This window comes from Levilactobacillus lindianensis (genome assembly GCF_003946095.1).
Lineage (GTDB): Bacteria > Bacillota > Bacilli > Lactobacillales > Lactobacillaceae > Levilactobacillus > Levilactobacillus lindianensis.
Map to the genome: position 1 here is coordinate 29,186 of NZ_RHOD01000002.1, position 13,151 is coordinate 42,336.

The following is a 13,151-nucleotide window of genomic DNA, read 5'->3' on the forward strand; positions in this document are numbered from 1 at the left end:
GCGTTAATGGCGTCCAAAATACCACCAGGAACCGCCGAGAACCCCGATAACAATGGCTAGGCTACCGCCGATCAGGCTCATCCAGTGCGTCTTTTGCTTGGGAACTTGGTCAGCCGTATCGGCCTCCTGAGAGGCTGTCGCCGAGGAAGCCTTGGCCTGTGAACGACTAGATGACGCCGGAACGGTGGCAGTCGATGTTGCCTTTTTCTTGGTCGTCGGCTTCTGCGACGATTCACTGGCTGTCGCCGCCTGTGTTCGCTTAGTCGTCGTGGCCTTAGTTACTGGCTTTTGTTGTGTTGCTGGTGATTTAGGCTGTGACAACGCCGGCACGCCAGCCGTCTTGAAAGCAAAGGTCAGTTTATGTGTGGCCTTGTAAACCCCGAGAACATTTATCGCCAGCTTGGCTGTGATATCGCGATCCAGATGCGTCGTGGTAAACGTATAGAATAATAGATAGTTTCCCGCACTGTCTCGTGATTCTTGGACGTTCTGCGGCGTCTGGCCGGCCACCTTGAGGACCCGGACCGGCCATTTATTCAGATGCTTGGCTGTCTTAATCTCCATCGTAACCTGATAGGCATTCTGAGCGACCCGAACCTTGGCCGGATGGACGAAGTATTTACCTGCCATTGAGGTCTGTGTCGTCCCGTATTTCAGCGCCGTATAATTCAGGGACTGGGCGTGACCAATCACAGGCCACCCCAAACTAATCAGGAGCAGGAGCCCAATCAAAATCCAATGTTTAACGCCGTTCACGAGCCCAGCCTCCCCTCCAGATAAGACTCAAACTGAGTAAGCCTAATCCAACCAGTAGTCCCATTGGAGACGACTGGTCACCGGTAGCGGGCAATTTAGGTGACGATTGGTCAGGTGTGGCGGATGCCGTTGCGCTCGGTGTAGACCGCGTAGTCTTATTCGGTAAGGCCGCTACCTGAGCAGCCTGTGCCTGATCCGCGGCACCACTGGCCGCAAACTGGAATCGAACCGGAAAAACCTGGCTCATGTTCAAGCTAGGTACCGTCACGTGAATCTGACCCGGAATTAATTTAGCTGTCAGTTGACTCAACTTTGAAATCTCGAACCAGTAGGTCATCGTTTCATTCTGTCCGGATTCGCCATACGTCACGTGACTTGCCGGAACCGATTGACCATCAATACTTTCTGGTACCACCGCACGGGCCCCTAATTTCAGGGACTTGGCGTATTGCACCTTCAACGTGACCCGATAACCGGTTCCACTGGGCGTCACCGTGGCAACGTTCGTGTAATACCGGTTGGCCTGCGACGGACTCATCCTATCTCCCTGTAAGACCCGATAGCGCCAGTACTGTCTCGTGGCGGGCGCCGAGGTTGTCGTCTTGGGCTCAGCAGTCACCGGAATCGCCGGACTAGCCGGGGCCGACTTAGCCGGTTGTTGGGCCAATGTCGTTCCCGCCGCTAATAGATCCGTCGTGGCGACACTGTCACTGAGTTGCTTGGCCTTGCTCCAATCTAACGCAACTCGAGCCGCCTCGGTCATCTTGCCCACCGGGGTCGTTAACTTAAAGCTCGCCGCGAGCGGACTCTTCTGGCCGTCGACGGTGACCTGGTAGAGGGCCTGCTTACCAACTGTCTTCACCACTGCGGCCGATTGGTCAGCCACCGTCATCGACGAGATAAACTGAGCGCCGCTACTGGTCAGAATCAATGTCGTCTGCGCCCCAGTAACTTGGGCTACAGCTTGGGACCCGAAAAATTGATCCGCCGTCGAGGTTGTGTTCTCCTTTTCTTTTAAAATCTTGACTGGAACTTGATACAGGCCGTCCTTAACCGTGGCTGCTTTAGCCACGATGCTGGTCCCCAATAGCCAGGCACAACTCACTGTCAGCAGACCTAGGAGCAGCGTTCGCCAACTTTTTTTCATGTCGACTCACTCCATTCTTTGTTAGTTAGCTCTTGATAGCCAAACGGCCACCGTATCGCGGTAGCCGTTACTGCTTATTTCACTTTGATCGTCTTGGTAACGGTCTTGTACCCGGCCTTGGATGCCGTAACTTTCAGCTTCCAGTTCTTCTTAACGGCGCGCTTCAACTTCACCTTGTAACTGGTCTTCTTGCTAGTCACCTTGCCTAAGGTTGTCTTGCCATGCTTGACGGTCACCTTGGCTCCCTTGGTCGTCTTACCCGTAACCTTCTTGGCTTTGGCCTTAATCTTCGACGTCTTAAGCGTAACCTTTGTCGTCGCCTTAAGCGCACTGGTCTTAAACGCCAGCTTGGCCGACTGGGTCATGGCCATCTCTTGACCATTCATGGGCACCACCAGGGTAAAGCCTAGGGTATGATTCGTTTTCAAGTTCACTTTACTAAACGTATAGGTATTCCCGGTACTGTGCGCGGTAACTTTGGCCGCATGACCATCCAACGTCATTGCCTTGATAAACTGGTTCCCAGCTTTGGTCGTTGTCAAAGAAACCGTGGCCCGCTTACTCTTGACCGAGACTTTAGCGGTTAAATTAAAGTACTGTGCCGCTTCGGACGCTGTTGTCGTGCCCGTCTTGTAGATATGTACGGGAACACTGTACTTCCCATTAGGTAACTTAGCAGCGTTCAACACTGCCGCCTGAGCAACCGTTGGTGTCGTGACCGCAGCTAATGGCACGCCACCACCAACACCGGCTAACATGAGGGCCGCACCCAACACTGTCATTGTTTTCTTCATCATTAATTCCTCCCAAAATTTTTAAAAACTCAAACACTGAACACGCTTTCATCGTAGCACTGTTTTAAACCCTATTCCACGATTAGTACTTAACCTCTAAAATAGATTAACTATCCATTCATTTATCAGGTGAACGGTGAGCGTAAAAAAAGACGCCTAGTCGATGTCTTCCCATCTACCAGGCGTTTAAAATGACCTTAACCAATATGATTTTCACGCAGAATTGCATTAACTTCCTGTTGCACCTCTTCTGGTTTCTTCCACTCGTCAAAGGTGGTAAAGTCCTCCTCCGGCATTACATAGTGCTCATTGACGTAGTCCTCGTAGGCCTGAACGTGTGGCGTATGCGCGATGTTTAATTGGAGAATCCGCACCTGTTTGATAAGCCCACGCTCGACAGCTAGCTCGGCTCGCCCATTCTGGACCATGTTACTAATCTCCATGTACTTGCTACCGTCCAGCCGAGTGATTTCTTCAATCAAGGTAAATGTTTCGTGACTCTTCATCCCAAATGCCTCCTCAGTCAACGTTAGGTTCTCATCCCCTAGCGCTATCTTCTCCAATTATACTAGGTCTGAGGGCAAAACAAAACCACTACCAGGGAATGGTAGTGGTCGGCATAAGAGAGAAAGAGAATTGATTAGAAGGTAATTATTAAATACCTTACGACTAATAATATACCGGTATTTGTAAGCGCTGTCAATGCTTTCAAGGAAATAATTATGACTTTTGACCATTATTCTTCTAAATGAGGCTGGCCGGTAACTAATCACGGTTAAAATCGTAAAAAAAAGAGACCGGGAAGCATGCCTTCCCGGCCCCGCCATTTAGTCTTCACCAAATGAGAGATAGATCCTTTATTCGATTCATTGGGAAATCAGATAAAGGGGTAAATAAATGGTAACTTAAAGATACCACGCTAAATGATAAAAATCTATCCCTTTTATCATTGATTTCTAATTTTTATTTAATGCTACTGGTGGCGTTCGGATCATTTAACACCGTTTCGGGGTGCACAATGTGCCCTGGATGCGAGATGACATCGGATACCGAATGGCCAGAGATGTTGACAACACAGGCAAAGAGCAGGGCAACGATAGCGACACCCGTCACAATTCGGTTCGACCAGCTCATCTTTTCACTGATAACGGACCCATAGAAGTCCTTCTTCACCTGGTCGGCCACGTGCGGATCATCCGGTGCTTCTGCCTGACGTTCCTTAGTCACCTGAGCCTGATAAGCCTCAATGTCAAAGGACTTTTGGCCTTCCTTCATTTGACGTTGGAAGTGCTTCTTTTCCTTCTTGGTCTGCTTCTTGAACCACTTAGTAAAGTTACGGTAGTCCTGAACGATTTCATCGGTAGGTCCAATGGCCTTTAATGCCCCATAGTGAATCCAGGCAACCCGGTCACACAGAATCTCAACTTGTTTCAGGGAGTGACTGACGAAGACAATGGTCTTGCCCAGATCCTTGAATTCAGCAATCTTGTCCACACACTTTTGATAGAACGTATCGTCACCGACGGACAACGCTTCATCAATGATCAGAATGTCTGGATTGACGTGCACGGCAATCGCAAAGCCCAGTCGTGACTTCATCCCTGACGAGTAACTCTTGACGGGTTGGTATAAGAAATCGCCAATATCCGCAAAGGCCACAATGTCATCCATCAATGAATCAATCTGCGGATTGGTCAGTCCCTGCATCAATGCCTTAAGCCGAATATTTTCAACCCCCGTCAAGTTGCCTCGCAACCCGGCACCAATGGCGATGATCGAGGTGTCCCCCTTCACATCCACCGTCCCCGTCGTTTGAGGGATAATCCCAGAAATGATATTGGATAGTGTCGACTTACCCGAACCGTTGACCCCGATCAAGCCCAGGGTTTCACCCGACTTGACCTCAAGTGAGATCCCCATCAAGGACCAGAAATGAGGCACCTTGTTATTGCTCAGCGAAAAGAACGACCGCAACTTTTCGGATTGGGTCTTGTACAGGTCATACTCTTTTGTAACGTTTTGCACCTTAATTTTATATGAATTATCCATGAATTAAACTTCCTAACTCAAATATTAACGCTATCTAACGCACCGAGGTTCCCCGGCCTAATCTGTTGTATTATACCAAAAAAAGCTACCGAATTGGTGAAAATTCCGGTAGCTTTACCATTTTCTTATAACCAGGCAGCCAAACGCTTAGGATAAGGCGCGTGCGTCTACCCAGTAATTGGTCTTACTGCCACTAAACCGAATTCGATACCAGGTTGACTTGTTGGAAGCCTTGAAGCCGCAAAGGTTCACGGTCACCTTGGTTCCCTTCTTGCTTCCCTTTGGCCACTTCAATGTCTGTTGATTGAAGTGCGTTGTGGTGACATGATTATAGACCTTATACTTATTGAACTTACTACTCAAAGTCTTTTTGCCACTCGCGGCGGTATAGAAAACTTGCGCATATTGCAGTTGGGCCGCAGTTCCAGCGATCCAAGTTTTCTTCTTACCTACCTTAATCCGATACCAAGTGCTCTTGACGCCGTCTTGGGTCTTCACGGCCTCACTATCTGCCGTGTAAGCTTTCGCCGTCAACTTCTTAATTGGTTCTTGTTCTTCCGCCAGATAAGGCGAGTTATACACGTGGTTGTAAGTACTTCCACCCGCCTTAGTAATCACCTTCAAAGTCGCCTTCCCATCGGTATACGTCACCTTGGGAAACGCAATGGCACTGGTGTAAACCCAATAACGTTGCGACGACTTGCTCTTGGCAAATCGGATTCGATACCAGGTGGTCTTGTTCCCAGACTTGGTTGCCGTTCTCACGGCCCGCATGTCCAGATAAACCTTTTTCCCCTTGGCGGCCTTAACTTTGCTCCAAGCCGTCTTGGTAATGTTCGCACGCGTATCCTTCACGTGATTATACAGCCGCACAGAAGCATATGCTTTACTGAGCGTAGCCGTTTGATTACCCGAAGTCCCATAATACTTGGCTTTGGAATAAACCTTTGGCTTAGGCTTAGGGGCCGGTGTCGCCACATCGGGCGCGGACCCATCGAGTAAACTATCTAATTTATAGGTTTTAATAATACTGATCAGTGTGCTGCCATAAGTCGGTGCCGTCGCATAAACACCTGTCAGCGCATTGGCGGCACTGACGTAGGTCTTGGCATTTTCCCGCCAGGTGCCACTATAGATCTTAGGATTATAACTGGTGCCTCCGCGAAGCAGCGTCGCATTATCCGTCATCGACGCCTTGGCATTAGGATATTTTCTAAAGTTAGCGTTCGTGTGATAGAGCTGACCGTTAGCATCGTACTCCGTCGTCGCCATTGAGACCGATTGACCCTTATAACTGCCCTTAACGCCAAAGTAATTGTTGGCCTGGGTCGTCAGGAGACTCGTTCCCCAAGCACTCTCTAACGCTGCCTGAGACATCATCACGGATGGATACAGTTTATACTGATTTGCAACCGACGTAACAGGACTCTTCAAATCACTGATAAATCCCTGGGGATTCGTCGTTGCCGCATGGGCAGTCCCACTGACGCTACCCAACGCACTCCCCAATAGGAGCGCGGCTAGTAGCCATCGTTTACTTCGCATCATTCTCGGTTTCCCCCTTAAAATCGCTTTCACGTCAAGAATAACATAACTTGACTCTTTACTGGAAGTAAAAATGGGGATAACTCGCTCTAATTCAAGGTTCGTTAGGCTAGTTGACTAGCAGCAGCCTCATCGAGAATGACTTGCACATTTTGGTGGGTCTGGAGGTAACTGGCCGGAACATCGGGGGTCACGGGACCTTGAATCATCGCCGCAACGGCACCCGCCTTAGCTACTCCGTAAGCCACAATCAGGATCTCCTTGGCCTGCAGAATCGACCCAATTCCCATGGAGTAAGCGTAGCGTGGGACGTCGTTAACGTTGTCAAAAAATCGTGCATTAGCTTCGATAGTTGACGCTGTCAAGGCAACCTTGTGGGTAGTGGAGGCTGGATCGGTTCCCGGTTCGTTAAAGCCGATGTGTCCATTTTGTCCCAGACCTAATAATTGTAAGTCCACAGGATGTTGTGCAATCACGGCATCATAACGCCTAGTCTCAGCCGCGGCATCCGTATTCGTGCCATCTGGAACAAATGATTGTGCAAATGGCTTGTGACTGAATAAATGTTGTTGCATAAAGTAGTGGTAACTCTCTGGATGGTCGGCCCCTAAACCCACGTATTCGTCCAAATTCACCGACGTCAGGTGGCTAAAGTCTAAGTCACTGGCCACCAATTCATCATAAATCGTGACTGGGGTGCTCCCGGTCGCCAATCCCAGAACCTTGGCCCCTTGTTGTAAAGCCTGTTGAAAAATCTGGAACCCCGCCCGGCCACCTGCAGCCTGGTCTTTCACGATTTGTACGTTCATGTTTTTAATTGTAAGTTGTGTCATCACCCGAAATCTCCCTCTCTAATGGTATAGTCCAATAATAAAAGATCTAGACCAATCTTGCAAGTCTTTTGCTCAGAAAAAATCCTCGCAGGCCAACAAAAAAGGACGGCCACTGCCCAAGCAGTGATCGCCCTATTTCCGACGAATACCTCGCCGGTTAGCACTTAATTCATTCTGTTGTTTCCGGAATTTTTCGAACGTTGCGTCGCGTTGTTTTTGGTTCTTGTGAGAATCTACCCGTTTCGTATATTTCATCGTTTTCACCTCGCATTTTCATAACTTTTCGTAAGTGTACTATACAACGAAAACCTTCATTTCGCAAGTTAGACGCGCTACGTCACTCCCCGTGAGACACCACAAAAAAAGCGTTCGGAAAATTCCCGAACGCTTTCAAAAGTCATTTCAATTATTCAACCGTGACACTCTTGGCTAAGTTCCGTGGCTTGTCAACATCCAGACCCTTGTTCAGGCTAGTGTAGTAAGCCAACAATTGGGCTGGAACCACGCTCAGCAGTGGCATCAACATCTCGTCAACGTCCGGCAAGATCAGGTTGTCACCTTCGATAGCCAAGCTTTCGCGGACAATCGTTAAGGTCTTGGCTCCTCGCGCCATGGTTTCTTGCAAGTTACTCCGCGTCAATCCGGCGGTCTTAGCCTGCGTAATGAAACCAATCACCGGCGTGCCCTTTTCGATCAAGGCAATTGTCCCGTGCTTGAGTTCTCCGGAAGCAAATCCTTCGGCCTGAACATAGGAGATTTCCTTTAACTTCAACGCAGCTTCCAAAGAAACGGCATGGTCAATCCCGCGGCCAATGTAGAAAGCCTTGTCAGACTTCATCAGGTAGTCGTTGGACAACTGTTCCAACGTGCCCTTTTCGTCGACAATTGCTTGCATCCCCGTGGCAACTAACCCGAGTTGTTGGCGAATGTTGAAGTTCTGCGCCACGATTTGGCCAGTTGCTTCACCCAACGCCTTGGCCAAGATAGCTTCCAGCGCAATCTGGGCAGTGTAAGCCTTGGTCGAAGCCACGGCAATTTCTGGACCGGCATGGAGTAACAACGTGTAGGTTGCCTCACGGGACAACGTTGAGTTCTGCACGTTGGTAATCGTCAAGCTTGGGTAGCCAGCATCGTTAACGTTGACCAACACTTCACGACTGTCGGCCGTTTCACCGGACTGTGTCAAGAAGATGAAGAAAGGCTTCTTCGATAGCATTGGTTGTTCGTAAGCAAATTCAGACGATACGTGAACTTCCGTTGGGATGTGGGCTAGGTTTTCAAATAACCGCTTCCCAACTAACCCCGCATGATAACTAGTTCCGGCACCCACGATGTACAGGCGATCGGCAGCTTCCATGGCTGCAATCAGCTTGTCATCGATCTGAGGTTCGCCGTGTTCTGACAAGTAAGTTTGGGCCAACTTGCGCATCACATTAGGTTGTTCGTCGACTTCCTTCAACATATAGAATGGGTAGGTTCCCTTGTCCGTTTCGTCGGCATTCATGTCAACGTGGAATGGCTGACGTTCAACGGCATTGCCGTCAGCGTCTTGAATGGCAACCTTGTCAGGCGTGATGGTCACGACTTCACCATCCATCAATTCCAAGAAATCATGGGTTTCCTTGAGCATAGCCAAGGCGTCGGAACAAACGACGTTGAAACCATCACCGACCCCAATCAATAAGGGACTCTTGTTTTTCGCAACAAATAACGTGTCGGGTTGTTCGCGATCCATCATCAAAAAGGCGTATGAAGATCCCTTTAACAAGCTCAAGGTTTTCAAGAAGGCCGCCTTGGCATCCAGATCATCTTCAACGGCAAATTTGTCGATCAATTGAACCACAACTTCGGTATCGGTCTGGCTTCTGAACGGCACGTCACTCAAATACTTTGCCTTCAATTCTTGGAAGTTGTCGATAACGCCGTTGTGAACCAGGTAGAACCGGTCATCATTGGAGAAATGTGGGTGCGCATTAGCCACACTGACCACCCCATGGGTTGCCCAGCGCGTATGGCCGATCCCAGTTGACCCGTGAACGTCAGGTGTCACCTTAGACCGTAATTCTGAGATTCGGCCCTTGGTCTTGACTAAGTAATCCTGACCCTTTTGGTCGTTGACATAGATACCAGCTGAATCGTACCCCCGGTATTCCAACTTCTCCAGGCCGTTCAACAGAATCTTAACGGCATTGTCATTTCCAGTAACCCCAACAATTCCACACATAACTAGTCTTCCTTTTCTCGACGCCGCCCCCGTTAGTCGGGAGGGTCGGTTGATTTTTTAGAAATGTATCAGCTTTCTTATAAATTGGTATAGACTGAAACGCCTTTCATAACGTTTCCGGATGACTATACTTTACAGCCTTCCTTAGGGGTTGTCAACTATAAAAACCGTAACTGGTCTATCGTCTTCTGGCGACCCCGTTTTCATGAAAATAATCATTTCTCACGAGCAACTGTGGGCATTTCCATGGGAACCCCAATTGGTCGGCAATCCCAGCAAAAAAGCGCTCCGAGTCAACCTCGAGCGCCTACTAGTTCTCACTTAAATTACTTAATGCCCACTTCGGCACGAACCACATCCGCAATCCGATCGACATAGCCGGCAACAATTTCTTCCGTTGGAGCTTCTGCCATAACCCGAAGTAAGGGTTCGGTCCCGGAAGGCCGCACGAGTACCCGACCGTCACCGTTCATTTCCTTTTCAACGGTGGCAATCATCGCCTGTACTTGGGGATTGTTCAGGGCAGCTTGCTTGTCAGCAACCTTCACGTTAACCAACTTTTGTGGATAGGTTTGCACGTCGGCTGCTAATTCAGAAAGCTTCTTCCCTGTGACCTTCAAGATGTGAAGCAGTTGAAGGCTCGTCAAGAGACCATCACCAGTCGTGTTAAAGTCCAAGAAGACAATGTGTCCAGACTGTTCGCCACCCAAGTTGTAGCCGGACTTTCGCATTTCTTCAACGACGTAACGGTCCCCAACCTTGGTCTTGACCGATTTCAAATCATGGGCTTCCATGGCCTTGTACATCCCCAGGTTACTCATAACCGTTGTCACGATCGTATCCTTTTTCAGGCGACCATGTTCGGCCAGGTACTTCCCACAAATGTACATGATCTTGTCACCGTCGACCAACTTACCAGTCTCATCGACCGCGATACACCGGTCACCGTCACCATCGAAAGCCAACCCAATCTCGGCACCTTGGTCAACCACGAACTTTTGTAATTGTTCGGGATGCGTTGACCCAACGTGGTCGTTGATGTTCAGCCCATTAGGCGTCGTCGCAATCGTATCAAAGTCAACGTTCAGATCTGCATAGAGCCGTGAAACTAGGCCACTCGTGGACCCGTTCGCGGAATCGACCGCAATATGTAAGCCATCGAGATCGTCTGCAATCGTCTGTTCGAGGAATTGAATGTACTTTTGACTACCTTCAGAATAGTCCTCAACGGTCCCTAACCCATCAGTCGTTGGCCGTGGCAAGTGGTCATCAGGCGCATCTAACAGGGCTTCAATCTCTTCTTCCATTTCATCGGAAAGCTTGTAACCGTCGTTACCAAAGTACTTGATCCCGTTGTATTCAGCGGGATTGTGGGAGGCCGTAATCATGACCCCGGCGGCAGCTCCCTGAGTCCGTACCAAGTAAGCAACGGCTGGGGTCGTAATCACACCCAACCGAAGAACTTCAATGCCGACCGACAGAAGCCCAGCAACCAAGGCATTTTCCAACAATTGACCGGAGATCCGCGTGTCACGCGCCACTAAGACCTGGGGATGTGCATTTTCACTATCAGCGTGTTGCGTTAAAACATAGCCGCCAAATCGGCCAACTTTAAAAGCTAATTCGGGCGTTAATTCTTGATTAGCAACGCCCCGAACACCATCAGTACCAAAATACTTCATCGTCAAACTCCTCATTTCTAAAACAATTTTCGTTAACTTGCGCTGGCCTTAACCGTCACTTTAATTGTGGTGGGGTCAAAGGCCTCGACATCATTATCATTGGTATCCAGGGTCACCGTTTTGGTGGCCTGGTTCTTCACATCGCTAACATCAACATCCACGGCGACACTGGAAAGAGCCTTCAACTGTGCGGCACTCCCATAGGCAGTCACCTTGGAAACGTTGCTGCTTAGTTTATACGTCGTTCCGGACGAGCCATTCTTGGCATTCAGGTCAACACTGACCTGCTTACTTTCCCCATCGGACGTGATTGGGAGGTTAACCGTGGTCGTCGACGGTGTCAGGATGACGTTCACTGTCTTCCCATTCTTATCCAGGGCTTCGATGACCGCCTGACTGTTGACCGTCTTCTTCACGTTCTGAGCCAAGGTTAACTGTGCGACCATCTTGGTAATCCGCGAGATCTCATTGGCAGCACCGGTAGCCTTGACACTCGTAACATCGGATGTTGCCTTACCCGCAGAGTATCCGGGAGCAATGTTTTGATTGTTGTATTGGACCTTCACTGGGAAGGATACGGTCCGCCGTGGCTCAATATCCACCGTAATCTTAGCGGGAGAGATTGTAGACGAGATCTCGTGGTTAAGTCCTTCTTGATGGAGGGTCACCTTGTGTTTTCCCACACCTAGATCACTCAGCGCGGCGTAGACTTTAAAATTTTGCGTATTTGCCGTGGTTGTGACTAGGGCTAACGGCCCCTGCAGTTTGACCTTAACCTTCTGCGGATAACCGGTCACAAAGTATTTATTACTATTCACATTGAGTTGTAATGGAACGGACACGGTCACCGTCTTGGTCGCCGTGAGTGATGTCGCGCCTGTTGAGCTACTTGACTGTGAACTCGTCGCTGACTTCGTGCTATTCACATAGAAGAACAGGAGGATTGCCAAGATAAGCGCCAGAATACGGTAAAGCCAGGTCGTATAACGTTGATTTTTCATTTACGGCGGCCTCCTCTAAAGCGTTGGTCAAACCAATCAAGAATCTTGACCAGCACGTTGTTCGTATCCGGCGTTTCTTCATTCACCAGTTCGTTACGGAGAAACTTCAGGTAATCGGCCTGCGTCAATCCCCGAATCAGTTCATTGTTCTTGGTGATTGAGACATCCCCAGTTTCTTCGGAAATGACGATTGTTAGGGCATCAGTCACTTCGGAGATGCCGACGGCTGCCCGGTGTCGTGTCCCCAGTTCTTTGGGAATCAGATTACTTTCTGACAGTGGGAGGTACGCCGCCGCCACGGCAATCCGATTATTCCGAATAATGACCGCGCCATCATGCAGCGGTGTATTGGGAATAAAGATGTTGATGAGGAGTTCACCAGTTAGTTCGGCATCCAGGTCAATTCCCGTTTCAATGTAATCTTCCAGACCAGTGTCGCGCTGAATCGTCATCAAGGCCCCAATTCGCCGTTTGGACATGTATTGAATCGCCTTGTCCAAGCCCTCAATCATGTGGTTGGCCGCCTCATTCTCATGGCGAATCCGCACGAAGAGTGACCCCCGACCCAGGTGCTCGAGTCCCCGCCGAATTTCCGGCTGGAAGATAATGATGATCGCGATAACCCCCCAGTTGATGACTTGATCCACCAACCAGGACACCGTGTTCAATCCAATATAGGCACTCACGAACTTCACCAGTAGGATCAAAATAACTCCCCGGAAAAGCTGGATAGCCTTCGTTCCCCGGAGCATCACGATTAATTCATAAATGACAAACCAGACCACTAAGATGTCTAGTAAATTGACTAAATTCCCCAACGTAAGGAGATTGCCCCAATCCAGGTTCATGACTTTCCCTCCAAATCGAATTCAGATTTTATTATAGCACGGCCCCGCCAACATTGCGCCCCGATTACCGATATCCGGCCAATTCCAGTTTGTCATGTCACAAAACTTACAGAATTATTAAAGTCCCCGCTAGCGGCTACCTTCATGCGTTCATTCTGGTAAACTAGAAGTCATATTCTGTCCGTTTTGGATAAATGGGCGGTAAAATAAAGGTGAGTTCTGTCCTTCACTTTTTAATAAGATAAAGACAAATGGACCACATCATTTTAACT

At 49.1% G+C, this 13,151-nt stretch carries 12 protein-coding genes; all 12 read right to left on the minus strand.

The features are described 5' to 3' along the window. Positions 1-3 precede the first annotated feature (3 nt). The 12 genes from EKM70_RS00830 to cdaA all read right to left on the minus strand — a co-directional run bounded on the left by EKM70_RS00830 (position 4) and on the right by cdaA (position 12,879). A complete protein-coding gene (locus tag EKM70_RS00830) occupies positions 4-756 on the minus strand; it encodes an NEAT domain-containing protein (RefSeq protein WP_125544358.1) in 753 nt (250 codons plus the stop codon). Beyond that, entirely contained in the window at positions 743-1,903 is a 1,161-nt protein-coding gene (locus EKM70_RS00835; RefSeq protein WP_125544359.1) for an NEAT domain-containing protein, read from the minus strand. The genes EKM70_RS00830 and EKM70_RS00835 overlap by 14 nt, the downstream gene beginning before the upstream one ends. A 74-nt stretch (positions 1,904-1,977) precedes the next feature. After that, positions 1,978-2,697 (minus strand): NEAT domain-containing protein, encoded by a 720-nt coding sequence (locus EKM70_RS00840; RefSeq protein WP_125544361.1) that lies wholly within the window; start codon positions 2,695-2,697, stop codon positions 1,978-1,980. Positions 2,698-2,894: 197 nt separating this feature from the next. Further along, positions 2,895-3,203, minus strand: a complete 309-nt coding sequence (locus tag EKM70_RS00845) for a hypothetical protein (RefSeq protein ID WP_125544363.1) — start codon at positions 3,201-3,203, stop codon at positions 2,895-2,897. Between the two features lie 457 nt (positions 3,204-3,660). Continuing rightward, complete coding sequence (locus tag EKM70_RS00850) at positions 3,661-4,746, minus strand: ABC transporter ATP-binding protein (protein ID WP_125544365.1); 1,086 nt, start codon at positions 4,744-4,746, stop codon at positions 3,661-3,663. 147 nt (positions 4,747-4,893) lie between these two features. Further along, positions 4,894-6,291: a glycoside hydrolase family 73 protein gene (locus tag EKM70_RS00855; protein WP_225416350.1), complete on the minus strand. Its 1,398-nt coding sequence runs from the start codon at positions 6,289-6,291 to the stop codon at positions 4,894-4,896. Between the two features lie 104 nt (positions 6,292-6,395). Beyond that, on the minus strand, positions 6,396-7,100 hold the full coding sequence (locus EKM70_RS00860; protein ID WP_164506288.1) for a glucosamine-6-phosphate deaminase: 705 nt from the start codon (positions 7,098-7,100) through the stop codon (positions 6,396-6,398). A gap of 156 nt (positions 7,101-7,256) precedes the next feature. Further along, positions 7,257-7,379: a hypothetical protein gene (locus EKM70_RS11560; RefSeq protein ID WP_125544371.1), complete on the minus strand. Its 123-nt coding sequence runs from the start codon at positions 7,377-7,379 to the stop codon at positions 7,257-7,259. Between the two features lie 151 nt (positions 7,380-7,530). Then, positions 7,531-9,348, minus strand: coding sequence for a glutamine--fructose-6-phosphate transaminase (isomerizing) (gene glmS, locus EKM70_RS00870; protein WP_125544373.1), 1,818 nt, complete (start codon positions 9,346-9,348; stop codon positions 7,531-7,533). Between the two features lie 326 nt (positions 9,349-9,674). Next, the gene (gene glmM, locus EKM70_RS00875) at positions 9,675-11,030 is read right to left on the minus strand and encodes a phosphoglucosamine mutase (RefSeq protein ID WP_125544375.1); all 1,356 of its coding nucleotides are present in this window, start codon (positions 11,028-11,030) and stop codon (positions 9,675-9,677) included. A gap of 32 nt (positions 11,031-11,062) precedes the next feature. Beyond that, a complete protein-coding gene (locus EKM70_RS00880) occupies positions 11,063-12,031 on the minus strand; it encodes a CdaR family protein (protein WP_125544377.1) in 969 nt (322 codons plus the stop codon). Continuing rightward, the gene (gene cdaA, locus EKM70_RS00885) at positions 12,028-12,879 is read right to left on the minus strand and encodes a diadenylate cyclase CdaA (protein ID WP_125544379.1); all 852 of its coding nucleotides are present in this window, start codon (positions 12,877-12,879) and stop codon (positions 12,028-12,030) included. The genes EKM70_RS00880 and cdaA overlap by 4 nt, the downstream gene beginning before the upstream one ends. Positions 12,880-13,151 lie beyond the last annotated feature (272 nt).